This is a genomic window from Streptomyces chumphonensis, assembly GCF_014779715.1.
GTDB lineage: Bacteria > Actinomycetota > Actinomycetes > Streptomycetales > Streptomycetaceae > Streptomyces > Streptomyces chumphonensis.
The window spans coordinates 40482-66531 of sequence record NZ_JACXYU010000006.1 but is presented as its reverse complement, the minus strand read 5'-3'; the positions used below and the strand labels follow the sequence as shown (position 1 = coordinate 66531).

General features: G+C 74.9%; 24 protein-coding genes. 15 read left to right on the top strand and 9 right to left on the bottom strand.

Annotated features, from left to right (window positions below):
• Window positions 1–87 precede the first annotated feature (87 nt).
• The 4 genes from pstC (at window position 88) to IF129_RS13835 (ending at window position 3838) form a co-directional block, all read left to right on the top strand.
• Window positions 88–1032 carry a phosphate ABC transporter permease subunit PstC gene (gene pstC / locus IF129_RS13850; RefSeq protein WP_318153723.1) on the top strand — a complete coding sequence of 315 codons (945 nt, stop codon included), beginning with the start codon at window positions 88–90 and terminating at the stop codon, window positions 1030–1032.
• The gene (pstA, locus tag IF129_RS13845; RefSeq protein WP_191209931.1) at window positions 1032–2105 is read left to right on the top strand and encodes a phosphate ABC transporter permease PstA; all 1074 of its coding nucleotides are present in this window, start codon (window positions 1032–1034) and stop codon (window positions 2103–2105) included. Before pstC ends, pstA begins: the two co-directional genes overlap by 1 nt.
• 46 nt (window positions 2106–2151) lie before the next feature.
• On the top strand, window positions 2152–2931 hold the full coding sequence (gene pstB / locus IF129_RS13840; RefSeq protein WP_191209930.1) for a phosphate ABC transporter ATP-binding protein PstB: 780 nt from the start codon (window positions 2152–2154) through the stop codon (window positions 2929–2931).
• 109 nt (window positions 2932–3040) lie between these two features.
• The gene (locus IF129_RS13835; RefSeq protein ID WP_318153722.1) at window positions 3041–3838 is read left to right on the top strand and encodes a response regulator transcription factor; all 798 of its coding nucleotides are present in this window, start codon (window positions 3041–3043) and stop codon (window positions 3836–3838) included.
• Here the strand turns inward: IF129_RS13835 and IF129_RS13830 are convergent.
• The gene (locus IF129_RS13830; protein WP_318153721.1) at window positions 3829–4281 is read right to left on the bottom strand and encodes an ATP-binding protein; all 453 of its coding nucleotides are present in this window, start codon (window positions 4279–4281) and stop codon (window positions 3829–3831) included. The two genes, IF129_RS13835 and IF129_RS13830, sit on opposite strands and share 10 nt — an antisense overlap.
• 199 nt (window positions 4282–4480) lie before the next feature.
• On the opposite strand from IF129_RS13830, the gene IF129_RS13825 reads away from it, so the two are divergent.
• Window positions 4481–5332 (top strand): helix-turn-helix domain-containing protein, encoded by an 852-nt coding sequence (locus IF129_RS13825; protein ID WP_191209929.1) that lies wholly within the window; start codon window positions 4481–4483, stop codon window positions 5330–5332.
• On the top strand, window positions 5329–5538 hold the full coding sequence (locus IF129_RS13820; RefSeq protein ID WP_191209928.1) for a DUF397 domain-containing protein: 210 nt from the start codon (window positions 5329–5331) through the stop codon (window positions 5536–5538). The genes IF129_RS13825 and IF129_RS13820 overlap by 4 nt, the downstream gene beginning before the upstream one ends.
• Before the next feature lie 157 nt (window positions 5539–5695).
• Here the strand turns inward: IF129_RS13820 and IF129_RS13815 are convergent, their stop codons facing one another.
• A complete protein-coding gene (locus IF129_RS13815; RefSeq protein WP_191209927.1) occupies window positions 5696–7423 on the bottom strand; it encodes a glycoside hydrolase family 6 protein in 1728 nt (575 codons plus the stop codon).
• 432 nt (window positions 7424–7855) lie between these two features.
• Between IF129_RS13815 and IF129_RS13810 the strand changes: the two genes are divergently transcribed.
• Both IF129_RS13810 and IF129_RS26740 read left to right on the top strand, forming a co-directional pair.
• Entirely contained in the window at window positions 7856–8533 is a 678-nt protein-coding gene (locus tag IF129_RS13810) for a response regulator transcription factor (RefSeq protein WP_191209926.1), read from the top strand.
• Window positions 8530–9903 carry a sensor histidine kinase gene (locus IF129_RS26740; protein WP_191209925.1) on the top strand — a complete coding sequence of 458 codons (1374 nt, stop codon included), beginning with the start codon at window positions 8530–8532 and terminating at the stop codon, window positions 9901–9903. The genes IF129_RS13810 and IF129_RS26740 overlap by 4 nt, the downstream gene beginning before the upstream one ends.
• Window positions 9904–9918: 15 nt before the next feature.
• Here IF129_RS26740 and IF129_RS13800 read toward each other — a convergent pair whose 3' ends face one another.
• Window positions 9919–10536, bottom strand: a complete 618-nt coding sequence (locus IF129_RS13800) for a peptidoglycan-binding domain-containing protein (protein WP_191209924.1) — start codon at window positions 10534–10536, stop codon at window positions 9919–9921.
• A 246-nt stretch (window positions 10537–10782) separates the two neighbouring features.
• On the opposite strand from IF129_RS13800, the gene IF129_RS13795 reads away from it, so the two are divergent.
• Together IF129_RS13795 and IF129_RS13790 are read left to right on the top strand one after the other, a co-directional pair.
• Window positions 10783–10935: an SDR family NAD(P)-dependent oxidoreductase gene (locus IF129_RS13795; protein WP_191209923.1), complete on the top strand. Its 153-nt coding sequence runs from the start codon at window positions 10783–10785 to the stop codon at window positions 10933–10935.
• Window positions 10935–11816: a universal stress protein gene (locus IF129_RS13790; RefSeq protein WP_191209922.1), complete on the top strand. Its 882-nt coding sequence runs from the start codon at window positions 10935–10937 to the stop codon at window positions 11814–11816. The genes IF129_RS13795 and IF129_RS13790 overlap by 1 nt, the downstream gene beginning before the upstream one ends.
• 44 nt (window positions 11817–11860) lie before the next feature.
• Here IF129_RS13790 and IF129_RS13785 read toward each other — a convergent pair whose 3' ends face one another.
• A complete protein-coding gene (locus IF129_RS13785) occupies window positions 11861–12748 on the bottom strand; it encodes a universal stress protein (protein ID WP_318153720.1) in 888 nt (295 codons plus the stop codon).
• A gap of 302 nt (window positions 12749–13050) precedes the next feature.
• On the opposite strand from IF129_RS13785, the gene IF129_RS13780 reads away from it, so the two are divergent.
• From IF129_RS13780 to IF129_RS13770, 3 genes are all read left to right on the top strand, one after another.
• The gene (locus tag IF129_RS13780) at window positions 13051–13932 is read left to right on the top strand and encodes a universal stress protein (RefSeq protein ID WP_191209920.1); all 882 of its coding nucleotides are present in this window, start codon (window positions 13051–13053) and stop codon (window positions 13930–13932) included.
• Window positions 13933–14082: 150 nt separating this feature from the next.
• Window positions 14083–14772, top strand: a complete 690-nt coding sequence (locus tag IF129_RS13775) for a helix-turn-helix domain-containing protein (RefSeq protein WP_191209919.1) — start codon at window positions 14083–14085, stop codon at window positions 14770–14772.
• 69 nt (window positions 14773–14841) lie between these two features.
• On the top strand, window positions 14842–16548 hold the full coding sequence (locus IF129_RS13770; RefSeq protein ID WP_191209918.1) for a sensor histidine kinase: 1707 nt from the start codon (window positions 14842–14844) through the stop codon (window positions 16546–16548).
• Between the two features lie 39 nt (window positions 16549–16587).
• Here the strand turns inward: IF129_RS13770 and IF129_RS13765 are convergent, their stop codons facing one another.
• Complete coding sequence (locus tag IF129_RS13765) at window positions 16588–17307, bottom strand: response regulator (protein WP_191209917.1); 720 nt, start codon at window positions 17305–17307, stop codon at window positions 16588–16590.
• A 341-nt stretch (window positions 17308–17648) separates the two neighbouring features.
• Here IF129_RS13765 and IF129_RS13760 point away from each other — a divergent pair, with 341 nt between their 5' ends.
• Window positions 17649–18554: a universal stress protein gene (locus IF129_RS13760; protein WP_191209916.1), complete on the top strand. Its 906-nt coding sequence runs from the start codon at window positions 17649–17651 to the stop codon at window positions 18552–18554.
• The gene (locus IF129_RS13755) at window positions 18551–19414 is read left to right on the top strand and encodes a universal stress protein (protein WP_318153719.1); all 864 of its coding nucleotides are present in this window, start codon (window positions 18551–18553) and stop codon (window positions 19412–19414) included. The genes IF129_RS13760 and IF129_RS13755 overlap by 4 nt, the downstream gene beginning before the upstream one ends.
• Window positions 19415–19510: 96 nt before the next feature.
• Here the strand turns inward: IF129_RS13755 and hflX are convergent, their stop codons facing one another.
• The 4 genes from hflX to dapF form a co-directional block, all read right to left on the bottom strand.
• The gene (gene hflX / locus IF129_RS13750) at window positions 19511–20998 is read right to left on the bottom strand and encodes a GTPase HflX (RefSeq protein WP_191210102.1); all 1488 of its coding nucleotides are present in this window, start codon (window positions 20996–20998) and stop codon (window positions 19511–19513) included.
• 170 nt (window positions 20999–21168) lie between these two features.
• Entirely contained in the window at window positions 21169–22665 is a 1497-nt protein-coding gene (locus IF129_RS13745; protein WP_191209915.1) for a M1 family metallopeptidase, read from the bottom strand.
• 143 nt (window positions 22666–22808) lie between these two features.
• Entirely contained in the window at window positions 22809–24878 is a 2070-nt protein-coding gene (locus IF129_RS13740; RefSeq protein ID WP_191209914.1) for a RelA/SpoT family protein, read from the bottom strand.
• 271 nt (window positions 24879–25149) lie between these two features.
• The gene (dapF, locus tag IF129_RS13735; RefSeq protein ID WP_191209913.1) at window positions 25150–26034 is read right to left on the bottom strand and encodes a diaminopimelate epimerase; all 885 of its coding nucleotides are present in this window, start codon (window positions 26032–26034) and stop codon (window positions 25150–25152) included.
• Window positions 26035–26050 lie beyond the last annotated feature (16 nt).

Below are 26050 nucleotides of genomic sequence, written 5' to 3'. Positions count from 1 at the left end.
GCACGACGCGGACCGCCCGGGCTCCGGTCGAGCCGGACACCGGCTCGACCGCACGTGCAACGGAAGGCTTGAGGAAGGAACGTGTCCGTGCCCATCACCACCGAGCCCACCGGTCGGCAACGCACACCCCAGAGGCTGGGGGACCGGGTCTTCTCCGGTGCGTCGACCGGGGCCGGCGTGCTGATCCTGGCCGTGCTGGCGGGGGTGGCCGCGTTCCTGCTCGTCGAGGCGTGGCCCGCCGTCACCGCACCGGCCGAGGACATGCCCGGCGGCGAGGGCGTCGCGCTGTACGTGTGGCCCCTGTTGTTCGGCACGCTGCTGTCGGCCCTGCTCGCCCTGGCGATCGCCGCACCGCTGTCGGTCGCGATCGCCCTGTTCATCACGCAGTACGCGCACCGCCGCGTGGCGACCACGCTGGGCTACGTCATCGATCTGCTGGCCGCCGTGCCGAGCATCATCTTCGGCCTGTGGGGCGTCTCGCAGCTGGCACCGCTGACCGTGGACCCCACCGGCTGGCTCGCGGAGAACCTCGGCTTCATCCCGCTGTTCGCGGGGCCGGCGTCCTCCACCGGACGCACGATGCTCACCGTCGCGCTGGTGCTGGCCATCATGATCCTGCCGATCAACACGGCCGTGGTCCGTGAGGCGTTCCGGCAGACGCCGCGCCTGCACGAGGAGGCGTCCTGGGCGCTGGGCGCGACCCGCTCGGAGATGATCCGCATGTCCGTGCTGCCGTTCGGCCGTTCGGCGATCATCGGCGGGTCCATGCTGGGGCTGGGCCGCGCGCTCGGCGAGACGATGGCCGTGGCCATGGTGCTGTCCACCTCGGGCGGCGTGACCTTCAACCTGATCAGCAACGGCAATCCGTCGACGATCGCCGCCAACATCGCGCTGCAGTTCCCCGAGTCGACGGGCATCAAGGTCAACGCCCTCATCGCGTCCGGGCTCGTGCTCTTCGCCGTGACGCTCGCGGTCAACATGACGGCGCGCGCGGTGATCAACCGGCGGCGCGAATTCTCGGGAGCCAACTGATGTCCCTCTCCACGACCGACACCGAGCCCGACGAGCGCTCCGCCGCGGCGGAGCCGTTGACGCACGGAACCCTCCCCGCCTCGGGGCCGCCGCTGGTGCTCCTGGGCGCGATCGCCACGGGGGCGGTGCTGTGGCTGCTGGGCTGGAACCCGGCCCTCAGCGGCATCGTCGCGGCGGTCGGCTACACGGCCGTCGTCTACGTCTGGTCCCGCGCGGTGGAGGAGGCGCGGGCGGCCCGGGACCGTCTGATCACCGCCGTGGTCTCCTCGGCGTTCCTGCTGGCCATGCTGCCGCTGGTCTCGGTCCTGGCCACCGTCGTCAGCCGGGGCCTGGCCCGCTTCGACGGCGAGTTCTTCACGCACTCGATGCGGGGTGTGGTCGCCGAGGGCGGCGGCGTCCACCACGCGATCTTCGGCACCCTCATCATCACCGGGCTCACGACGCTGATCTCCGTCCCGGTGGGCCTGCTGACGGCCGTGTACCTCGTCGAGTACGGGCGCGGCCGACTCGCCCGCGCCATCACCTTCTTCGTCGACGTGATGACGGGCATCCCCTCCATCGTGGCCGGGTTGTTCGCCTACGCGCTGTTCGTGCTGTTCTTCGGGCCGGGCGTCCGCATGGGCATCGCGGGAGCGGTGGCGCTCAGCGTGCTCATGATCCCCGTCGTGGTGCGCTCGGCGGAGGAGATGCTGAAGCTCGTCCCGAACGAGCTGCGCGAGGCGTCGTACGCGCTGGGCGTGCCGAAGTGGCGGACGATCCTGCGCATCGTGCTGCCGACCGCGCTGGCCGGCATCGCGACCGGCGTCACGCTGGCCATCGCCCGCGTGATCGGGGAGACGGCTCCGCTGCTGATCACCGTCGGGATCACGACGAGCGACAACTTCAACCCCTTCGACGGGCGCATGGCGACGCTGTCGGTGTTCTCGTACTACGAGTACGTCTCGCCCGGCGTACCGCCCGAGGCGTCGCTCGACCGGGCGTGGGCGGCGGCGCTCGTGCTCATCCTCATCGTCATGGCGCTCAACCTCGTGGCCCGGCTGATCTCCCGCCTCTTCGCGCCGAAGAGCGCGTGAGGCACCTCCTCCGGCGCCACCAGCCCACCGACAAGGAAGAACCCCCGTGGCCACACGTATCCAGGTCTCCGGCCTCGACATCCACTACGACCGCTTCCTGGCCGTTCAGGACGTGTCGATGGACATCGAGCCCCGACAGGTCACCGCGCTGATCGGCCCCTCCGGCTGCGGCAAGTCCACGTTGCTGCGGTCGCTGAACCGCATGCACGAACTCGTGCCCGGTGCCCGCGTGAGCGGAAAGGTCGTGCTGGACGGTCAGGACCTCTACGGGCCGGACGTGGACCCGGTGCGGGTGCGGCGGCACGTGGGGATGGTCTTCCAACGGCCCAACCCGTTCCCGACCATGTCCGTGTACGACAACGTCGCCGCCGGGCTGCGTCTGAACCACCGGCGCATGCCGCGCTCGGAGATGGACGGCCGCGTCGAGCGGTCCCTACGGGCGGCCAACCTGTGGACGGAGGTCCGCGACCGGCTGCACCGGCCCGGCTCCGGCCTCTCCGGCGGGCAGCAGCAACGCCTGTGCATCGCACGGGCGATCGCCGTCGAGCCGGACGTCCTCCTCATGGACGAGCCGTGCTCGGCGCTCGACCCGATCTCCACGCAGGCGATCGAGGACCTCATCCTGGACCTCAAGTCGAGCTACACGATCGTCATCGTGACGCACAACATGCAGCAGGCCCAGCGCGTCAGCGACACCACGGGCTTCTTCAACCTGCGTGCCGCCGGTGAGCCCGGTGTCCTCGTGGAGATGGCGGACACCACCACCCTCTTCACCCGACCGGCCAAGCAGGCCACCGAGGACTACGTCTCCGGCCGCTTCGGCTGACACCGCTTGCGAGCCGGCGCCGCCGGTCCGGGGGCGTAGCCGTTCGGCCGAGCGCCTGACCCGCGCCCGGCCGGCGCCCTCGGGCATCGACACGAGGGGAGAACGTGCCGTGACAGCCAAGCACACCGGGTCCGCGGTGGACGGCGCGCAGCCCGCCGCGGTGCCCGGGCCGGGTATCGGACTGGACCTGGGCGCCGACCCCGTCGTGCTGCTCGCGGACGCTGACGAAAGGATTCGCCAGGGCCTGACGGCGCACCTCGCCCGCTACCGGGTGTCCGTGGTCCACTGCGCCGACGGTGCGAGCGCGCTGCTGGAGACCGGGCTGCGGCAGCCGGACGTCCTGCTGGTCTCCGCCCGGCTGCCCCTGCTGGACGGCACCGACGTCCTCCGCGTCATCCGGCGGCGCGCGGCGACGCCGGTGGTGCTGGGCGTCGGCCCGGAGGACACCGGCCTGGTGGCCTCGGCGCTGGCGGACGGCGCGAGTGCGTGCGTCGCCCGCCCCTACCGGCCGCGCGAGGTCGCCCGGCTGCTCAGCCTGGCCGACGTGGGCGACCGCGGCTGGGCGCACCCCCTCAGCTGCGGCCCGATCACCCTGGACCCGAGCACGTACGAGGTCCACGTGCACGGCAGGCCGACGGCCCAACTCCCGCTGCGCGAGTTCCAGCTCCTGCACCTCCTGATGCGCAACCCCCGCAAGGTCATCACCCGGGCCCGCATCCGCAACGAGGTCTGGGGCGACGAGGCCCAGCGCTCCAACACCATCACCGTGCACGTCCGGCGGCTGCGCGAACGGCTCGGCGACGACCCGCACCATCCGGAGCTCATCCAGACCGTCCGGGGCGTCGGCTACCGCCTCGTCCCACCCCCTGACGCCACCCGCCGCCGTCCGCCCGGGGCTCAGGGATAGGCGACCTCGGCCCAGACGGTCTTGGTGAGCGCGTCGCGGCACACGCAGCCCCAGCGGGCGGCGTAGACGGCGACGAGGAGCAGCCCGCGTCCCGACTCGGCGTCCGGTGGGCCCGGCGCGTTCGCCGGGTGGACGATGCCGCGTTCCGGCCTGCTGTCGGTCACCTCGACGCGCAGGACGCCCTCCACCGGCAGGAGCAGCGTCAGCGCGAAGTCGCGGCCGGGAACGGTGCCGTGGGCGACGGCGTTGGCCGCCAGTTCGTCCGTGACGAGGGCGACGGCGTACGCGGCGTCACAGTGGTGCGGAAGGCCGGTCCACTCGGTGAACTGCTGGACGGCGAGCCGCCGCGCCAGCCGCACACCACGGCGGCCCGCGCTGAGTCGCAGCCCCAGTCGCAAGGGTTCGGTGCCGCCGGTCGGGGAGGTGGTCTGTCGTTGGGTCACGGCGCCCAGCGTCGGCCTCCGGGTACGCCCTGACCAGGGACGACGACCGTACCCGGCCCCGAGGTACGGCGAAGGCCCGGCACCGACGCGGCAGTTGTACGGGTCGTGTACGGGTCGACGCCCGTGCCCTGCCGGAGCGGGGCCCGTTGGTCCCGGTGCGGCGGGTCCACGGGCATCCGGGAGGAAGGGCGTGAGGGAAGTGCGGGATACACGCAACGGTCGCGCGACGCGGACGAAGGATCAGAGAGGCGAGCGGCCGGGGGCCTGGTCGGCGTACGGGCGGCTGCTCCAGCATCTACGGAAGCGGGCCGGGCTCAGTCAGCAGGAGTTCGGCGAGGCCATCGGGTACTCGCTGGAGCTCGTCGCCTCGGTCGAGCAGGGACGACGCCCGGCGAAGGCCGCGTTCACGGCGGCGGCCGAGCGCGTCCTGGAGGCGCGGGGCGTTCTGGAGGTGCTCCAGGACGAGGTGGACCGGGCGAAGTTGCCCCGGTTCTTCCGCAACTTCGCCGTCATCGAGGCGGAGGTCGTGAGCCGCTTCTCCTACGACCCGCTGCTGGTGCCCGGACTGTTGCAGACCGAAGCCTACGCGCGGGCCGTCTTCGCCGGGCACTGTCCGCCGCTCAGCGAGGAGACCATCGACCAGCACACCGAGGCCCGGCTCAGCCGACAGAAACTCCTCACCCGCGACGGCCCGTTGGCGGAGCTGTCGTTCATCATCAGCGAGGACGCGCTGCGCGACCCGGTGGGTGGACCGGACGTCATGAGGGAGCAGTGGCGGCGGCTCTTGGACATCAGCGCCCTGCGCAACGTGGAGGTGCAGGTCATGCCTGGCCGGTCAGGAGTGCACCCAGGAAGGAACGGCCCGTTCGTCGTGCTGGAGACCAGTGAGCATCAGCACCTCGGCTACATCGAATCCCACGAGGTCGGCTGTGTGATCCGAGATGCGGCAGAGGTCAGCGCCTTCGGGATGCGGTATGGCAAGCTGCGGTCGCAGGCCCTCAACGGCAGGGATTCTGCGCAGCTCATCCAACGGCTGATCGGAGAGACATGAGCGTGGAGCGGGTAACCCGGAACGCCGACGGGCTTCTCTGGTTCAAGAGCAGCTACAGCGGTTCCGGCGGCGGGGACTGCGTAGAGATCGCCGCTGACGGCCACACCGTCTACGTCCGCGACTCCAAGGCGGCGGCGAGCGGGCCCGTCCTCCGCGTCAATGAGGACACCTGGGCGGCCTTCGTGGCCCGCACAGCAGCCCGATAGCGCACGGCGCACACGTGACCGCCCCCACCGGACGGTGGGGGCGGTCGCGTTCGGCTGTTCCCGGCCGCTCCGCACGACGGAAGGACGCCGGGCAGCGGGGCGACGGGTCCCGGCGACGCGGGGGCCGCCGTGCGGGGCGGGCCGGGGGCCGAAGCCGTTACGGCAGCGGCGGGTACGCGTTGCCCATCAGCTCCTGGAACTGGGCGGAGAACCAGTGTCCGGAGACGGGGGCGTCCGGCAGGGCGCCCGAGAGGTTGCCGCCGTTGCGGGGATTACCGGTGTACGTGGGGTCGCACATGCGGTCGAAGCCCTTGCCCTCGTCGTTCGGGATCTCCCGGCTGGACCCGTCGGACTCCCCCGGCGGCTTCATCCACACGTAGGCGTCGATGCCGGGCTCCGGTGCGGCCTGCGGTCGTTCGCCGAGGCCGGCTCCCTGCTGGTTGCACCAGTTGCCGATGTGGATGCGGCGGTCGTAGCGGCCCCCGTCCACGTAGGCGTCGACGCCGGTCGTCGCGCCGGGGCCGGTGGGCCGGTCGGCTCCGCCCCAGCCGTTGCGGGAGGTGTCGATCAGCATGCCGATGCCGGCGTCGAAGCCGACGGAGACCAGCTCCTGGCGGAACGCCTGGGCGAAGGAGAGCTCGTCGACGTAGCGGTTCCAGTCGACCCACTGGGACTGGCGTACCGACGTTCCGGCCACCTGGTCGTCGATGGAGAAGTTCTCCTCGCGCAGGGCGCTGTAGTTGGCGGTGTTGGTGATGAAGCCGTGCACGTCGTCCACGGTCGCGCCCTCGGCGGTCGCGGCCTCCTTGAAGACGTCGGCGGTGGCGCCGAAGTTGTCGTCCCAGCCGATCCAGCCGTGGTGGCCCGCGTCGACGTAGTTGTAGACGTGGGGGACGTCGCCGAGCCGGTCGAGGGCGTAGCCGACGCCCTTGACGTAGTTGCCGTTGGCCTTCATCACGTCGCACGCGGGCGTCGCGGTGGGCCGGCTGCCGGTGTTCGTGACGAGGTTGGGCAGGGAGTCGATCTCGACGGTGGTGACGATGCGCAGGTCGGCGTACTTCTCGTCGCCCAGTATCGCGGCGATCGGGTCGATGTACTCGGTCTTGTAGCGGTCGATCTCGGTCGGCCCGAGCTCGCCGTTGGAGGCGAGGGCGGCGCAGTCCCGGCCGGGCAGGTTGTAGATGACGAGCTGGACGACGAGTTCGTCGGAGCCCTTCTGTTCCAGGGCCGCGTCGAGGTGGTCGCGCAGGCCCATGCCGCCGTCCACTCCTTCGATGGCGGCGATGCGGTCGAGCCAGACGCCGGTGGGCTGGTCGGCGACGCGGTCGCCGCCGGGCTCGGCGGCGGCGTTGGCGGACCACTCGGGGTTCACGTACACCTGGGCGCCGCTGTACGGGTTGTCGACCCGGTCGCCGGGGGGCGGGTCGGTCGGGTCGGGCGGGTCGGTGGGGTCGGTGGGCCCGCCGGAGTCGACGTCGCACGTCGTCCCGTTCAGGGTGAACGTGTCGGGGACCGCGTTGCTGCCGCTGTACCCGGCCTGGAAGCCGAAGCTCACGGACGCGCCGGTGCCCAGGTGGCCGTTGTAGGACTCGTTGGTGGCGCTGACCTCGGTACCGGACTGGCTGAGCCGGGCGTTCCAGCCGTTCGTGATCGTCTGGTTCCCGGCGTAGGTCCAGCCGACGTCCCAGGAGGTCACGGGTGCGGCGTTGTTGGTCACGGTCACCGAGGCGGTGAAGCCGGTGTCCCAGGCGTTCTGCACCTCGTAGTCGACGGTGCAGGGGACTGCGGCCGTTCCGGGGCTTCCGGGGGCGACGGCGAGGGCCGTCCCGGTGGCGCCGGCGACCATCGCCATGGCGGCGAGGAGCGCGGTTCTGGTGCGGTTCATGAGTGCGGATCTCCCCTACGTGAGTGCGTCGTGCCGTACGGATGACGTGTCTGAACGGAGCGGTGTGCGTGGCGCGGAGAGAGCGGTGACGCCTGCCGGAGACGCGTCCGGCGCCTCACCGGTGGGAGCGCGCACGGAGACACAGCACCCTTGACGTTGCGACCCCAAGGGCGTTGCCGCCGTGGAACGTTCGCCTTGAGAGCGCTCCCACTCATCGAAAGGTAGAGCACGCGGGTTCAGCGCGACCAGAGCCGGTACCGGGGCGAACGTTAGGGCGGCGTTATCCGCACGACAGCCGCGGGTTTGCCCGTGCTCGGCACACGGCGCGGGACCGGCTCGGCCACCCCCGCGTCCGGGCCTCCGTCGGCGGCGGACGCCGCAGCCGCCGCCGACCCCTGCCGGTGACCGCCTTCGCTGACCTACCGTGCACGCATGACCACGGTTCTCGTCGTCGAGGACGACGTACTCGTCCGCGAGGCACTCGTCCGCTCGCTGACGTCGGCGGGGTACGGCGTGACCTCCGTCGGCACCGCGATGGGGCTGATGCGCCGGCTCGTCCCGCCCCTGCCCGACCTGGTCGTGCTGGACCTGGGCCTGCCCGACCTCGACGGCGGACAGGTCCTGCGGATGATGCGGGCGGTCAGCCGGGTCCCGGTGATCATCGCGACGGCCCGCAGCGACGAGTCGGAAATCGTCCGGCTGCTGCGCGACGGGGCCGACGACTACGTGACCAAGCCGTTCTCCGGGGAGCAGCTCGCGGCCCGCGTCCTGGCGGTCCTGCGCCGCGCGGGGCAGGCACCGCCCGACACGCTGGCGGCCGGGGACCTCGTCATCGACCTGGCGCGGCGGCGGGTGACGCTGGGCGGCTCGCCCGTGGACCTGAACCGGCGGGAGTTCGACCTGCTCGCGTACCTGGCGCGGCGGGACGGCGCGGTGGTCACCCGCAGGGAGCTGCTGACCGAGGTGTGGCGGGGCAGCGACGTGTACGACCGCACGATCGACGTCCACGTGTACTGGCTGCGGCGCAAGCTGGCCGCGTGCGGCGGAGACCCGGGCTACGTGGAGACCGTCCGGGGTGTGGGGCTGCGGCTGGCCGTCCCCGCGCCATGACGCTCCGCGGCTGGCAGTTGGGCCTGTCCCTCGGTGTCGCGCTGCTCACGGCGCTGGCCTTCGCCCTGCCCCTGGGCTACGCGGCGCGGCAGCAGGCGGCGGACCGCGCCCAGCAGCGGTCCGAGCGCAGGGCCGCGGTGCTGGTGACGGTGCTCGCGGCGACCCGTGACGTGGACGCGGTGCGGGCCGCCTGGCGCAGCTCGGGCGAGGACCGGGCCTCGACCTGTGTGCGTCTGCCGGGGGCCGGGACGGTGGGTCGGTGCCGCGCCTCCGGGGACGCCGCCGGGCGGGCCGTGCGGGACGGGCGCACGGTCCGGGCCCGGATCGGGGGCGAGGAGGTCGTCCTGCTGCCGGTCCGGCTGCCCGAGGGCGGCACGGCCCTGGTGGAGTCCGTCGTGCGGGAGGACGAACGGACCGACGGCGTGCGCGCCGCCTGGGCGGTGCTGGCCGCCGCCGTGGTGTCGCTGACGCTGGTGGCCGTGCTGGGCGCGGACCGGGTCGCCCGTCGGCTGGTGCGCTCCTCGGACGACCTCGTGCAGGCGGCCTCGGCCGTCGGCCGGGGTGAACTCGGCGTCCGCGTCCGGGTCGCAGGGCCCCGCGAGGTACGGGAGGTCGCGACCGCCTTCAACGCCATGACGGACCGCGTCACCGAGCTGATGCGGCACGAGCGGGAGTTCGCCGCCGACCTCTCGCACCGGCTGCGGACGCCGCTGACCGCGCTCGGACTTGAGGCCGACCGGGTCGAGGGGCCGGTCGCGGAGCGGTTGCGCGTCGCGGTGCGGGCGCTCGACGAGGAGGTGACGCGGCTGATCGGGCTCACCCGCCAGGGCTCGGCCGTGGCCCCGGCCGGGCCGGGGCGGCACCGTGCCCGCGCCGACCTCGCCGGTGTGGTCGGCGCCCGCATGGCGTTCTGGGCGGCGCTGGCCGAGGCCCAGGGCAGGCGCTGCGAGGTGACCGTGGCCCCGGGCCCGGTCGAGGTGGCGGTCCCGGAGGAGGACGTCGTGGCGGCTCTGGACGCGCTGCTCGGGAACGTCTTCCGGCACACCCCGCCGGGCACCCGGTGCGGCGTGTACGCCGGGCCGTCGGACGGCGTCCCGACCCTCGTCGTGGAGGACGCGGGCCCGGGCGTCCCCGCCGGTGAGGCGGTGCGGGCGCGCGGGCACAGCGGCGGTGCCTCCAGCGGGCTGGGCCTGGACATCGCGACGCGCGTGGCCCGTGCGGCGCGCGGCGGCCTGGTGATCGGTCCGGGGCGGCTCGGCGGCACCCGGGTGTGCCTGCGGTTCGGTGCCCGGCGACCGCCCGCACTCCCCCGCACGGACGGCGACGTCGCACGCGGGGGCGCGTCCCCGCTCCCGGACGCGGAACGGTGAGGCGGTCGGCGCCCGTCAGGTCTCGCCCTCCAGGGCCGCCCGCGTGTGCGGTCCGTACACGCCCGTCGGGTCGGCCTGCACCCCTCTGAGCGCCTGGTAGTTCTGGACGGCCGCTTCCGTGGGCTGGCCGTAGACGCCGTCCACGGGGGTCGTGTGGATGCCGACGGTCCGCAGCCTGCGCTGGAGGTCGAGCACCTCGCGCCCCCGGTCCCCGCGCGCCAGTACGGCCGGGGCGGCCTCCGGCGCCTCCCCCGGCTCCGGTGCGGCGTCCCGCGGCTCGCTCGGCCGGGGCGGGGGCGGTGTCGGGGACGCCGGGGCGGGCGGGGGCTCGGGGGTCGGGGTGCCGGCGGGGACGCCGACGTCCCGGGGTGGCGTGTCCCGGCCCGGGGAGGAAGGGGGTGCGGGAGCTGTGGACCGGCCGCCGGGGGCGGACGTGGGCGCGGACGTCCCGGGTGCGGGTCCGTCGGGGACGGCGGGCGGGGACGCCGCCGGGGGCCCGGCGACGTGCGGCGGGATCGGCGGCGGTTCGAAGGGGGGCACGGGTCGGGTGAAGAAGTGCACCAGCGCGGCGGCGAACAGGCCGAGCGCGGCCAGCGCCGTGGCGACCCCCAGCCGGGTGCCCGTCCACCGCATCGGCGGCCCTCCCTCCCCGCGTGGGAGCCCCTGAAGCCCGCGAGACCGTGAGAGCGCTCTCATTCCGGGTCGTCGCCGAGTCTAACCTCCACCGCCGCACAGCCGCAGCCCCACGGTCCGCAGCTCCGCCTCCCGCCAACTCGCGTGCCGGTCATGCCCGGAGGAGCCTGGAAGGAGCCCGCCGCACGGCACGCGACCGGGGGCGGGCTCGTGCGTCGCGGCACACCACAGCGAGGCGGTGAACCCATGGGACGCTTGACGGGCCGCACGGTCCTGGTCACGGGAGGCGCACGCGGCATCGGCGCCGCGATCGCCGAACTCCTCGTCGCCGAGGGGGCGTCGGTGCTGATCGGCGACGTCCTCGACGAGGAGACCGAACGCCGCCGAGGAGGTGCGTGATGCCGCAGCACGTCGTCGTCGGACTGGACGGCTCGCCGGAGAGCCGGTTCGCCGCCCGCTGGGCGGCCCGCGAGGCCGTGAGCCGGGAGGCGCCACTCCTGCTGGTGCAGGTGCAGGACGTCGACCCCGACCCGCTCGCCCGCGTCCCCGGTGAGACGGCCGCCCACGCGTGGGCCGAGCACACCGCCGAGGACGTCCAGGCCGAACTGCACCGCACCCACGCCGCGCTGCGCAGCGCCACGGAGGTGCGGGAGGGGCCGCCGCCGGACGTGCTGGCCGAGTTGAGCTCCCCGAGCGGGCTGCTGGTGCTCGGTTCGCGGGGGCTGGGCGCGATCCGGGGCTTCCTCGTCGGGTCGGTGGCCCTGCCGACCGTCGCCCGCGCGCACGGTCCGGTCGTCCTCGTCCGGGCACGGCCGGAGCCGTCGCCCCCCGAGACCGCCACCACGGCACCGCGGGCGCGCGTCGTCGTCGGGGTGGATCTCGACGCCCCGGCCGCGGAGGTCCTGACCTTCGCGTTCGACACGGCGGCACGCTGGGGGGCCGCGCTGCACGCCGTGTACGGCTGGGAGCCCCCGCCCGTCTTCGGCGTGCGACCGCTCGTCGCCGCCGAGGACGCGCGCGTCCAGCTGAACCAGGAGAAGGAGGAAGCGCTGGTCGGCCTGCTGCGGCCGTGGGCGGAGGAGCGCCCCGCAGTCCCGGTGGAGGCGCGCGCCGTGGTGGGCGGGCCCGGACGGCTCCTGCTCGACGCGGCGGCGGACGCCGGTCTCCTGGTGGTCGGACGGCACGCCCGGCACGGACGCCTGGGCCCCCACCTCGGCTCCCTCGCCCACGCCGCGCTGCACCACGCCGAGATCCCCGTGGCCGTCGTCCCGCACCCCTGAGGAGCCGACGGCCCCACCCCCTCCGGAGCCGAGGAGAGCAGCCGTCAGCGACCCTGGCCGTCCGCGCGGACGACGGCGACCGGGCAGCGGGCGTGCTGGAGCACCGCCTGGCTCACCGAGCCGAGCAAAAGTCCGGTGAAGCCGCCCCGGCCGCGCGCGCCGACGACCAGGAGGCGTGCCGTCCCGCTCGCCTCGATGAGCGCCTGCCGGGGGTGGTCACGGACCAGCCGCCGCTCGACCGGCACGTCCGGGTAGGTGGCCCGCCGGCCCGACACCGCCTCGGCGAGGAGCCGCTCCTCCTGGTGCTGGAGGTGGTGCTTCTCGTACACCGCGGTGTGCGGGTCTCCGGGGCCGAGTTCGACCGGGGTGCTCCAGCCGTCCCACGCGTGCAGGGCGGTCACCCCGACGCCGTACCGGGAGGCCGCCGCGAACGCGAAGGCGAGGGCCGCCTCGTCGGTGGGGCCGCCGTCCACGCCGACCAGCACGTCCCCCGTCGGTTCGCCCCGACCGCGCACCACCAGCACCGGGCAGCGGCCGTGGGCGGCCAGGTGCACCGCCGTGGACCCGACCAGCAGCCCGACGAACCGGCCGAGACCCCGGCTGCCGACGACCATGAGCGTCGCCTCGCGCGACTCCGCCTCCAGGACGGTCAGCGGCTCACCGGTCACGAGCGCCCGGGTGATCTCCAGCTCGGGGGCCAGCTCCCGCGCCCGCTCCGCCGCCTCGTCGAGCAGCCGCTCGGCCTGGTGGCGCAGCCCGCCGTCCGACGGGCCCAGCTCCGAGGGCCCCAGGGGCACGTGCATGAGCGGCCAGATGAACGCGTGCACCACGCGCAGCGCGCAGCGCCGGCTGCGCGCCTCCTCCACGGCGACGGCGACGGCCGCCAGACTCGACTGCGATCCGTCCACCGCGACGACCACCGGTCCCCGCACGGACGGACTCCCCTGCTCTGCGTTCCTCCGCGGCATCCTCGCCACCTCCTGTCTCCACGATGCGCCACGCCACCGTGCCCCCGCAGGCGCCGATCGGTCACTTTCCGCGGCCGTTCGGCCCTGTCGCCACCGCCCCGGTCCGTGCCACGGGGTGGGCTGACGCGGCCGAGGTGCGCGACGGCCCGCCGGAGGCAGGGCCGACCGGCCCCCGGCTCCGGGCCGGGCGGCCCTGTACCGGGCGGGCCCGCGCGGAGCACCGTGGGGCGAGGGCGCACCGCCCCGCCGACCGTGGAGGGACGACCATGACACACACCGTGACCGTGGGCCTGGACGGCTCAGCGGCGAGCCTGGCCGCCACCGACTGGGCGGCCCGGGAGGCCGCCTCCCGGGCGGCGTCGCTGCGCCTGGTGTGCGTCCGGGACAACACGCCCTACCCGTACGCCGCGCTCGCCAGGACGGAGGCCGACTTCGAGCGGGCCCGCCGGGTGTGCCGCGAGGCGGCCGACCGCGTCGCACTCCGGTGGCCGGAGCTGGGGACGAGCACCCAGACCCCGGCCGGGCGACCCCCGTCGGTGCTGGCCGAGGCGTCGGAGGAGTCGGAGCTGCTCGTCCTCGGCACGCGCGCCATGGGCCGGCTGCGTGCCCACCTCGTCGGTTCGGTGGCCCTGCGGACGGTTCCGCACGCCGCGTGCCCCGTCGTGCTGGTGCGGGCGGGAACGGCCCCGGAGGGCCCCGCCGGGGACGGGGGACCGGCGGGCCGCGTCGTCCTCGGTCTCGGCGACGGTGACGCCCCCGCCGACGTCGTCGGCCACGCCTTCGGCACGGCCGCACGGTGGGGGTCGCCGCTGCTGGTGCTGCACGTGCGCCGCCCCTCGCCCCTGCTCCTGGCGGACGTCGGCGACGACGACGGCGATCCGGAGGGGGCGGGAGCCACCGGCGTCGTCGCGGCGGAGCTCGCGGAGCGGCTGCTGCCGTGGCGGGAGAAGTACCCCGACGTCCCGGTGACGGCCCGAACGGTCACCGGTTCCCCGGCCGAACGGCTGGTGGAGGCGGCCGAGACGGCCGCGCTGGTGGTCGTCGGGCGCCGGGTGACGTACACGGGCCCGGGAGCGCACGTCGGCCCGGTGGCCCAGGTGGTGATGCACCACGCCACGGCTCCGGTGGCCGTCGTGCCGCACCGGTGACCACCGGAGCCGGGGCGTGACCGGGCCGGGCCGCGCGGGTCGGGAGGCGCGGACGTCCTCCCGCGCGGCACCCTGGAAGGAGACCGTCCGACGCGAGCGGCCCGAGCCCGGTGGCCGCGCCGGTTCCACGGGCAGTGAAGGAGCGCCACCATGACCGCACACGAGGCCGGAGCCGAGGGCCCGGCGTCCGGGGACGGCAGGGCCCGGGGCGACATCGGACGGCGCATGGCCCAGCGCCGTGCGGAGCTGGGCCTCAGCCGCGAGGAGGTGGCGCTGCGGGCGGGCACGGCACCCGGCTACCTGGAGTACCTGGAGGAGCGGCCCAGCGCCGCACCGGGGAGCGGCGCCCTGCTGCGCATCGCGCACGCGCTGGAGACCACGGTCGCCGCGCTGCACGGCGGGGTGAGCGACCTTCCGCCGGGTACCGGCCGGGCGGCGGCGGGCGCCGTGTTGCACGAGCTGGACCCGGCGGAGTGCCGGGAACTGCTCGGGACGCACGGCGTGGGCCGGCTGGTCACGGCCACCGCCGAAGGCCCGGCGATCGTGCCGGTCAACTACAGCGTCGTGGAGGGCGACATCGTCTTCCGGACCGCGCCGGACGCCGGGCCGGCGGGCGTGGCCGGCACGGACACCGCCTTCGAGGTCGACCGCATCGACGACGCGCTCAGCGAGGGCTGGAGCGTCCTCGTGCGCGGCCCCGCCCGCAGGGTGACCGGCGAGGACGAGGAACGCCGGCTGGCGGAGCAGGCGTACTCCCGGCCGTGGCCGCCGGGCGAGCGGCCCCTGTGGGTGCGCATCACCCCCAGGCACCTCACCGGCCGCCGCGTCGCCTCCCGTTGAGATCGGGCCGCGCACCGGGCGTCCACCTGGCGATTGCTACCGTGGGGGCGCCGGGGTGAGGAGGCGTCCATGGACCGTGAGGCGGGGGCCGAACACCTCCCGAAACTGGGTCTCGACCAGCTGCTGGACGAACTGCAGGTGCGCATCGACGCGATGCGGGGCACCCGCGACCGCGTGCACAGCCTGCTCGACGCCGTCCTCTCGGTCGGCAGCGGGCTGGAGCTGCCCCAGGTGCTGCGGCGCATCGTGGAAGCGGCGACCGACCTGGTGGACGCCGCGTACGGAGCCCTCGGCGTCATCGGGGAGGACGGCGGGCTGGCCCAGTTCCTGACGGTGGGCGTCACCGAGGAGGAGGCCGCGGCGATCGGCCCGCTCCCCTCCGGACACGGTCTGCTGGGCGAGCTGATCCGCCACCCGCAGCCCCTGCGGCTGCCGGACCTCGCGCGGCATCCCGCCTCGTCGGGCTTCCCGGCCCACCACCCCCCGATGCGGTCGTTCCTCGGTGTGCCCGTCCGGGTCCGCGACGAGGTGTTCGGCAACCTCTACCTGACCGAGAAGCGCGGCCGGGGGGCCTTCGACGAGGAGGACGAGGCGGTCGTCTCCACGCTGGCCGTGGCGGCGGGCGTCGCGATCGAGAACGCCCGGCTCTACGAGCGGCAGCGCGCCCGTCAGCGCTGGCTGGAGGCCAACGCGCGCGTCACGGAGGTCCTCCTGTCCGGCGCCGAGGAACCGCACGCGCTGGAGATGATCGTGGACCACGCCCGCCGCATCCTCGGCGCCGACCTGGGCACCCTGCTGCTGCCCGTGCCGGGCGGCGCGGAGCTGCGGGTGGCGCTGGCCCTCGGTGACGGCTCCCGGGAGCGGCTGGGCGTGCTGGTGCCACGGGACGGCACCTTCGCCGGGCAGGCCGCCGCGTCCGGCACGGCGGTGACCCGCGCGGACGCCGGCGACGAGCCGACGGTCGACGACCTCTCGCCCTGGGCGGGGCTCGGCCCCGCCGTCGCGGTGCCCCTGGGCACGGGCGAGAGCCTGCGAGGCGTCCTGGCCCTGGCGCGCGGGAAGCAGGGACCCGCCTTCGGCGAGGGGGACACCGAACCGCTCCTCGCCTACGCAGGGCAGGCCGCGATCGCCATGGAGCTGGCCGACCGGCGGCGCTCGGCCGAGCAGATCGCCCTGCTGGAGGACCGCGACCGCATCGCACGCGACCTGCACGACGTGGCGATCCAGCGGCTCTTCGCGACCGGCATCACGCTGCAGAGCGCACAGCGGTTCGTCGACCATCCGCAGGCCCGGGAACGGCTCGCCCGCGCCGTGGACGACCTGGACGAGACGGCGAAGATCATCCGGTCGTCCATCTTCGGACTGCGCCGCCGGGAGGGCGCGGGCGGTCAGGGCCTGCGGGTCCGCGTCGCCCAGCTCCTCGAACAGGCGGTCGGGACCCTCGGCTTCACTCCGTCGCTGCGCATGGAGGGCCTGGTCGACACCTCGGTCCCCGCCGACACCGCCGAGCACGTGACCGCCGTGCTGGCGGAGGCCCTGAGCAACGTCGCCCGGCACGCCGAGGCGCGCGGCGTCGACGTGGCGCTCGTGGTCGGCGGCGGGCAGGTCGCCCTCACCGTCACCGACGACGGCGTCGGCCTGCGCGCCGGAGGGCGGCGCAGCGGGCTGCGCAACCTGGCCGAACGCGCCGACCGGCTCGGCGGGACCCTGGAGCTGGGCGCGTCGGACGCGGGCGGGACCCGGCTGCGGTGGACGGTCCCGCTGGCCGAGGACTGAGCGCGGGCCCGCCCCCGTCCGACGCCCCTGCGGGACCGCTCAGAGCGCGCCGTGCGCCCGCCCGCCCGGCTGTTCGGCCCCGCGGGGCCCGACCTGCGTCGCCAGGACCGCCGCCTGCACCCGCCGCTCGACGCCCAGTTTGGCCAGCAGGCGCGAGATGTTGTTCTTCACCGTCTTCTCGGACAGGAACAGCCGCTCGCCGATCTGCCGGTTCGTCAGACCGTCGCCGATGAGGGCCAGGATCTGCCGCTCCCGGTCCGTCAGCCCGGCGAGCGCGTCGCCCCGGGCAGGACGCTCCCCCGGAACGTCACCGCGCAGCGACCTCATGAGACGGGCGGTGGTGGCGGGGTCGAGCATGGACTGCCCGGAGGCCACCGTGCGCACCGCCGTGACGAGGTCCGAGCCCTTGACCTGCTTGAGCACGTAACCGGCCGCGCCCGCCAGGATGGCGTCCAGCAGGGCGTCGTCGTCGTCGAAGGACGTCAGCATCAGGCAGGCCAGCTCAGGCATGCGCGAGCGCAGCTCACGGCAGACGCCGATGCCGTCCCCGTCCGGCAGCCGCACGTCCAGCACGGCGACGTGCGGACGCAGGGCGGGGCCGCGCACGAGGGCCTGCTCGATCGTGCCGGCCTCCCCCACGACCTCCAGGTCCGGCTCGGCGTCCAGCAGGTCGTGCACCCCCCGCCGCACGACCTCGTGGTCGTCGAGGAGGAAGACGCGCACGGGGTGCGCCGCGGTGAAGCCGGGCCGGTCTGTCATGGCGGAGTTCCCTGCTGGGGTCGGGGCGGGCGGACCCCTCCATGGTGGGTGAGGCCGCACCCGACGGCCAGGGCCGTCCGGCCCTCATCCGGACCCGGCGTCCGGCCGGGCGGGCACGCCGGGACCTCCGGCACCCGACGCGGGCCGGTCGGCCACCTGTGCGGACCGGGGCGGGCGGGCGACGGTGGTACCGCGGGGCCGCCGCCGGGGCACGGGGCCGGACGGGACCGTTCGGACGCCGGACCGGTCCGGCCCGTTAGCACCGCCCTCCGACGCGGTACCCCGCACCCCAAGGACCGGAGCGGCCGCCCGCCGCCCACCGCCACTGCCGAAGGAAGATCATGACGCACACCGTGACCGTGGGGCTCGACGGCTCCTCCGAAAGCCTCGCGGCGACCGACTGGGCGGCGGACGAGGCCGCGCTGCGCGGGGCGACGCTGCGGCTGGTGCAGGTCTACGAGTCCGTGCCCGTCCCCTACTCGGCCGTCGTGGATGCGGACGCGGAGTCCCGGGCCGCGCACCGGATCTGCGCGGAGGCCGCCGAGCGGGCGTCCCGGCGCCACCCCGGGCTGCCCACGCGCACGGACGTGCGCCGGGGCCGTCCGCACCAGGAGCTCGTCGAGGCCTCCGGCGAGACGGACCTGCTCGTCCTCGGCTCACGCGGCCTGGGGAGGCTGCTGGGCCACCTCGTCGGCTCGGTCGGCCTGCGGACCGTGCCGCACACCGCCTGCCCCGTGGTCCTGGTGAGGTCCCGGCGACCGGACGACGGCACCGGGGAGCGCGGCGCGGACGACGGCGTCCCCGGAGCGGTCGACCGGCCCCGGGAGATCCTCGTCGGGGTGGACGTGGACGAGCCCTGCGAGGAACTCCTGGCCTTCGCCTTCGATGCCGCCGCACGCCGCGACGCCCCGCTGCGGGCCGTGCACAGCTGGCGCATGCCCCTCATCTACGGCGCCGACCCCTACGTCCTGCCGCCGGAGGTGTACACGGACGTCTCCGACCTGGCGACCGAGCGTCTGCGGGCGATGCTGCGTCCGTGGGAGGAGAAGTACCCCGGCGTCCGCGTCACGGCGCAGGTGGTCAGCGGTGGTCCGGCCGACCACCTCGTGGACAACGCGGGATCCGCCGCGCTCGTCGTCGTCGGACGGCGCGTGCGCCGGTCGCCGCTCGGCACCCACGTCGGTCCCGTCGCCCTCGCCGTCCTGCACCACGCCCACGCGCCCGTGGCCGTGGTCCCGCACCGGTGAGCGGGGCGGAGGCGGCGTCGGCCGCCGGCGCCGTGGTGGTCGGCGTGGACGGCTCCCGGTCGAGCCGGGCGGCGGTGCTCCTCGCGGCCCGGGAGGCGCGGCTGCGCGGGCGGGCCCTGCACGTCGTGCACGCCCTCACCACTCCCGTGCCGCTCCTGCCGCCCGGCCCGCCCGACGCCCCCGGTGAGGGCGGTCTGCGGGACCGGGCGGAAACGCTGGTGGCCGAGGCCGTGGAGACGGCACGGGCGGCCGGGGCGGGCGGGCGCGTCAGCGGTGCCGTGCTGCCCGGAGAGGCGCTGACGGTACTGGAGACCGCCTCGCGCTCAGCGGCCGTGGTCGTGCTCGGGAGCCGGGGACGGGGGGAGTTCCGGGCCCTGCTCCTGGGGTCGACGGCGGTGCACCTGGCGGCGCACGGCCACTGCCCGCTCCTGGTGGTGCGCGGCGAGGGCGACGCGTCCGGCCCGGTACTGCTCGGCGTGGACGGATCGCCGACCGGAGCGGCGGCGGCCGCCTTCGCCTTCGAGGAGGCGGCGCTCCGGGGCACCGGCGTGCGCGCCCTGCACGCCTGCACCCCGCTGCCCCCGGGCGCACCCGCGCCGTCGGGTCCGCCGGACGGCGAGGAGGAGCGTCTCCTGGCCGAGAGCCTGGCCGGTCTGCGCGAGCGCCACCCGGACGTCCCCGTGGAGCAGTCGGTGGTGCGCGGCGGCGTCCGCGAGACGCTCATCGAGGCGAGCGCGGACGCGGGGCTGCTCGTGGTCGGGGCCCGGGGCCGCGGGGGCTTCGCCGGGCTGCTCCTCGGGTCGGTCAGCCAGGCGGTCCTGCACCACGCCCGCTGCCCGGTCGCCGTCGTGCGGCCCTGAGGGCGGGGCCTCGGAACGACTCCGACGGGGCATGGCGGGAGGGTCGGCGGTGCGCACCGCCGACCCTCCCGCCCGTGGAGGGCGCGGCCCGGCCCGTCAGGCCGCCGCGTAGGGCCGCAGGGCCGCCGCCAGCTCGTCGTGGACCCGGGCCCTGACCAGCGTGCCCGTCTCCGTGTGCTCCTCGGACAGCAGTTCGCCCTCGGTGTGCACGCGGGAGACGAGGCCGCCCTCGGTGTAGGGCACCAGGGCCTCCACCTCGACGGCGGGGCGGGGCAGCTCGGCGTCGATCAGCGCGAGCAGCTCCTCGATGCCCGCGCCGGAGTGGGCGGAGACGGCGAGGGCGTGCTGCTCGTTGCGCAGCAGCCGTTGGACGACGAGGGGGTCGGCGACGTCTGCCTTGTTGATCACGACGATCTCCGGCACGTCCGTGGCACCGACGTCGCGGATGACCTCCCGTACGGCGGCGAGCTGCTCCTCGGGCACCGGGTGGGCGCCGTCCACCACGTGCAGGATCAGGTCGGAGTCGCCGACCTCCTCCATCGTGGAGCGGAACGCCTCCACCAGGTGGTGCGGCAGGTGTCGGACGAAGCCGACGGTGTCGGCCAGGGTGTACTGCCGCCCGCTGGGCGTCTCGGCCCGGCGGACCGTCGGGTCCAGGGTGGCGAACAGGGCGTTCTCCACCAGGACGCCGGCACCGGTGAGCCGGTTGAGGAGGGAGGACTTGCCCGCGTTGGTGTAGCCGGCGATGGCGACGGACGGGACCTGGTTGCGCCGCCGTTCCTGACGCTTGACCTCGCGGCCCGTCTTCATCTCCGCGATCTCGCGGCGCATCTTCGCCATCTTCTCGCGGATGCGTCGACGGTCGGTCTCGATCTTGGTCTCACCGGGGCCACGGGTGGCCATGCCGCCGCCGGACGAACCGGAGCCACCGCCGCCCATCTGCCGGGACAGCGACTGGCCCCAGCCGCGCAGCCTGGGCAGCATGTACTGCATCTGAGCGAGCGAGACCTGGGCCTTGCCCTCACGGGACTTGGCGTGCTGGGCGAAGATGTCGAGGATCAGGGCGGTGCGGTCGACCACCTTGACCTTGACGACGTCCTCCAGGTGGATCAGCTGCCCGGGGCTGAGCTCACCGTCGCACACGACGGTGTCCGCGCCGGTCTCGAGCACGATGTCGCGCAGCTCCTCGGCCTTGCCGGAACCGATGTAGGTGGCCGGGTCGGGCTTGTCACGGCGCTGGACGACGCCGTCGAGCACCTCGGCGCCGGCGGTCTCGGCGAGCGCGGCGAGCTCGGCCAGCGAGTTCTCCGCGTCCTGCGCCGTGCCGGACGTCCAGACGCCGACGAGGACGACGCGCTCCAGGCGCAGCTGCCGGTACTCGACCTCCGTGACGTCCTGGAGCTCGGTGGAGAGGCCCGCGACGCGGCGCAGCGCCGCCCGGTCCGAGCGGTCGAACTGCTCGCCGTCACGCTCCCCGTCGATCTCGTGGCTCCATGCGACGTCCTCCTCCATCAGGGCGTCAGCACGGCGCGTGGTGGGTTCGTTGCGCTGGCCGAGGTGCGGAAGAGAAGAAGAGAAGGTCAAGGGTGTCCTCACGTCGATGGAAATGGACCTCGGTAGGGGCCAACGCACGGCGGCGGCCGTTCATTCCCCCGAGGGACGAGGGCGGGCGCGCGGGGCGTTCCCGGGCCCTCGGGGAAATGGTGGCACGGCCGGACGACGGCGTCACGTGAGTATCCACCGCCGGCGCGCGGTCAGCTCGCCGTGCTGCGCCAGTCCGGGTGGCCGGGCATGGGCGGGGTGCGCTCGCCGTACAGCCAGGCGTGCAGGAACGTGGTGAGGTCCTCCCCGGCGACCTCGCTCGCCAGGGCGACGAAGTCCGCGGTGGAGGCGACGCCGTGGGCGTGGCGCTCGACCCACGTCCGCTGGAGCTCGTCGAACGCCGGCGCCCCGATCCTCTGCCGCAGGGCGTAGAGGGCGACGGCCGACCCCTCGTAGACGACGGGGCGGAAGATGCCGAGCTTGTCGTCGTCCTCGGGACGGTGGATCCGCGCGGGCGGCCCGTAGTCGCGCCGCCAGGTGTCGGACGCCTCGTACGCCGTGCGGGCGAGCCGGGACAGCGACGGCCCGCCGTGTTCGGCGGCCCAGTGCCACTCGTACCAGGTGGCGTGCCCCTCGCCCAGCCACAGGTCGTCCCACCGGCGCGGGCTGACGCTGTTGCCGTACCAGTGGTGGGCCAGTTCGTGGATCATGACGGCCTCCCGGTACCAGGCGGGGTAGCGGGTGTTGGTGAGGAAGTCGACGGAGAACAGCGACAGGGTCTGCGTCTCCAGGGCGAAGCCGAGGTCGGCCTCGGCCACGAGCAGGCCGTAGTTCTCGAAGGGGTAGGCACCCACCTTCTCCCGCATCCACCTCAGGTGCTCCGGCGTCCTCTTGAGCCAGGGCTCCAGCGCCGCCCGGTGCTGTTCGGGCACGACGTGGCGCAGCGGCAGGCCGCCCGGCCCCTCGTCCCGGACGACGACGGACCGGCCGATGGCGACCTGCGCGAGCTCGGTGGCCATGGGGCGGACGGTGCGGTAGGTGCGGGTGACCGTGTCGCCGCTGGTCCGTTCACCGACCCGGCGCCCGTTGGCCACGGCGGTGAAGCCGGTCGGGGCGGTGATGCGGAAGGTGAACCGCGCCTTGTCGGACGGGTGGTCGTTGGCGGGGAAGACGCGGTGCGCGGCGTCGGCCTGGTTGGCCATCACCAGTCCGTCCCGCTCGGTCCTGATCCAGCCGCTGGGCCGGGCCCCGGAGGTGGGGCTGGTGTGCCGCACGTCGATGCGCACGACGTCGCCCCGCTTGAGCTCCCGGCCGGGGGTGAGGACGAGGTCCTCCCCCGCCGAGGTCCACGGCACCCGCTCGCCGTCGATGCGGGTCTCGCGCACCGTGCCGTTGGCGAAGTCGAGGTTGAGCCGTTCCATCCGCTCACCGGTGACGCGGGCGGTGATGCGCGTCCCGGCCTCCAGGGGGCGGGTGTTGTCCCCGCTGTAGCGCAGGTCGACGGCGTAGCGCAGGACGTCGTAGCCGGGGTTGCCGAGCGTGGGGAAGAGGCGGTCGCCGAGGCCCAGCGCCTCGGGCTGCGGCGCGGAGGCGACGAGGCCGAGCGAGACGGCGACGGCGGCGGTGGCGGTGAGCCGGGACCGCAGGCGGGCGCGGGCGGGTCGGGAGCGCGGGGTCCGGGGGGCCGGGTGCGGGCGGGGGGAGGTCATGATCCATCAGGTACCAGCCGGAGGGGCCGGTTCGGTGACGGCGCGTCACCGGGCCACCCGATCGGATGGTCATACCGCAACTGTCGGATGGGGCCCGCACCACGCCCGACGAACGACACCTCGGCCCGCCCGGACCAGGCGCCTCACACCACGGGACGGGTGGCGCGGGCCACGTCGTAGACGCCCGGCACACCGCGCATGGCCCGCATCAGGGCCGGCAGCGCCGTGGCGTCCGGCAGTCGCAGCGTGTACCGGTGCCGCACCCGCTGCTCACGCGGCGGCTCGACGTCGGCGGAGATGACGGCGGCGCCCTGCACGGCGATGGCCTCGGTCAGGTCGGCCAGCAGCCGCGGCCGTCCGAACGCCTCCGCCAGCAGCGTCACCCGGCACCCGCCTCCCCCGGCCTCCCAGCGCACGGGAACCGGTCGACGCCCCGACGCCGTCATCCGCCCCGCGACGGCGCAGGCGTCGCGATGCACGGTGACGGCGCCACCCCGTACGGGAAAGCCCGTGACCGGGTCGGGGGGCACCGGCGTACAGCACCGGGCGAGCCGCACCGGGCGGTCCGGCTGCTCCACCGCCACGGCGGCCCGCTCCGCACCGGGAGCGGGCGACGGACGCCCGGCACCGCCCGGCCCCGACCCGTCCGCCACCGGCGCGGGCGCGGCCTCGGCCGGGGTACCGCCCTCGGGGTGGGCCTCCAGCCACCGCCGGACGGCGATCCGCGCGGCGGGCGTGCGCACGTGGTCGAGCCAGTCCGGGGAGGGCCCCGAGGCGCCCTCGGGAGCGAGGAGCAGGTGGAGGGCGTCCCCGTCGCGCAGGACCGTGCCGAGCGTGGTGAGCCGCCCGTCGACGCGGGCCCCGACGCAGGTGTGCGCCCGGGGCCCGTACCGCGCGTAGGCGGCGTCGAGGCAGGTGGCCCCGGCGGGCAGGTGCAGCGTGCCGCCCCCGCAGAAGACGGTGACCTCGCGGTCCTGTGCCAGGTCCTCCCGCAGGTGGGCCCAGAACGTGTCGGGGTCCGGAGCGTCGCTCTGCCACTCCAGCAGCCGGGACAGCCAGCCCGGCCTGGTCGGGTCCACCCGCTCCGCCTCACCCTCGCGCGCCCCGGCCGGCCGGTCGGCGCCGCCCGCCGCATCGGCGGGGTCCGCCGCGTCCTCCGCGGGGGCGCGGCGATGCGGATCACCGAGCGCGATGACGCCCGCCTCCGCGACCCGGTGCATGCGACGGGTGCGGATCAGGACCTCCGCCACCCGGCCCTCCGGGTCGGCGAAGGCCGTGTGCAGGGACTGGTAGAGGTTGAACTTCGGGACCGCGATGAAGTCCTTGAACTCGGAGATGACCGGGGTGAAGCAGGTGTGCAGCTCCCCGAGCACGGCGTAGCAGTCGGCGTCGTCCTCGACGAGGATGAGGAGCCGTCCGAAGTCGCAGGGGCCCAGCGGCCCGCGCTTCTTCACGGCGCGGTGCACGGACAGCGCGTGGCGCGGCCGGACCTGCACCTCGGCCCCGACCGGGGAGTCCCGCAGCACGCCGCGCACCGCGTCGGCGACGGCCCGGAGCGGATCGGGCCCGGCCGTGTGGGCCCGCATGATCTCCCGGGTGTGCGCGTAGCTCTCCGGATGCAGGATCTGGAACGCCAGATCCTCCAGCTCCGTCTTGAGCGCCTGGACGCCGAGCCGTTCGGCGAGCGGGATGAGCACGTCCCGCGTGACCTTGGCGATGCGGGCCTGCTTCTCCGGCCGCATGACACCGAGGGTGCGCATGTTGTGCAGCCGGTCGGCGAGCTTGACGGTCATGACGCGGACGTCGTCGCCGGTGGCGACGAGCATCTTGCGGAACGTCTCCGGCTCGGCGGCGGCTCCGTAGTCGACCTTCTCGAGCTTGGTGACACCGTCCACGAGGTAGGCCACCTCGGCGCCGAACTCCGCGCGCACCTGGTCGAGCGTGACGTCGGTGTCCTCCACCGTGTCGTGCAGCAGCGACGCCGTCAGCGTCGTCGTCTCCGCGCCGAGCTGCGCCAGGATGAGGGTCACGGCCAGCGGGTGCGTGATGTACGGCTCGCCGCTCTTGCGCATCTGGCCGCGGTGCGAGGACTCGGCCAGGAGATAGGCCCGGCGCAGCGGTGCGAGGTCGGCGCGCGGGTGGTGGGCGCGGTGGGCCTGGGCCACGTGCTCCAGGGCGTCCGGGAGGCCGCCGCGCGGGGCGGAGCCGCTCATCGCAGCCCGGCTGAGTTTTCTCAGGCCCCGTACCGCGCTCAAGGCAGCCCCCTGTCCAGGTGTCGCACCGTCAGTTGGTCGATGCTACCGACCTCACCACGTGGCACCCCGTGGGTGGTGCCGCCTGCGGGAGGGATCACCCCATCGGGCGACATCCGCGTCCCGCGTGGCGAGTTGAGGCACCAGCCGGAGGCACGCTAGGCCCCGAGCCGGGCCGGGCCCCCATGCCCGCCAGGCCGGCACCCCTATGCCTCGAGCCAGGCAGGCACCCCTATGCCTCGAGCCAGGCCGGCTCGACCAGACCCTCGGCGACGATGACGGCCGGGCCGGTCATCTCGATCTCGCCGTCGGGGCGCTCGGTGATCTCCAGCCGGCCTCCCGGCACGTCGACCGTGTACGTCACCGGCACGCCCCGCTCGGCGGGGTCGGCCCCGTCCCGGCGGGCGGCGGCGACCATGACGGCGCAGGCTCCGGTGCCGCAGGAACGGGTCTCGCCCGAACCCCGCTCGTGCACGCGCAGCGCGACGTGCCCGGGCCCCCGGTCGACGACGAACTCGACGTTCGTGCCCTCCGGGTAGGCGTCCGCCGGAGCCACCACCGGGGCCTCCAGCAGGTGCCCGGCGTCCGCGAGGTCGGCGACGAAGGCGACGGCGTGCGGATTGCCCATGTTCACGTTGCGGGCCGGCCAGGTGCGCTCCCCCACGGTGACGGTGACCGGCGGCTCCTCCTGCGGCAGCGTCGCCCGGCCCATGCCGACGGTGACCCGTCCGTCCTCGCCCAGCCGGACGTGCCGGACCCCGGCTCGGGTGGCGACGCCGAACGCCTCGTCCTTCACCAGGCCGGCGCGGTGCAGGTACCGGGCGAAGACCCGCACCCCGTTGCCGCACATCTCGGCGATGCTGCCGTCGCTGTTGCGGTAGTCCATGAACCACTCGGCCGTCGCCGCCATCGCCCGCGCCTCGGGGTGCGCGGCGGACCGCACCACGTGCAGCACCCCGTCGGCGCCCAGCCCCGCCCGGCGGTCGCACAGCCGCGCCACCGTGCGGGCCGGCAGTTCCACCAGCCCCTCGGGGTCGGGAAGGATCACGAAGTCGTTCTCGGTGCCGTGGCCCTTGAGGAAGACCAGAGGCGCGGAAGGCTGCGGTGCGGTGCTCACACGGCGATCGTACGGG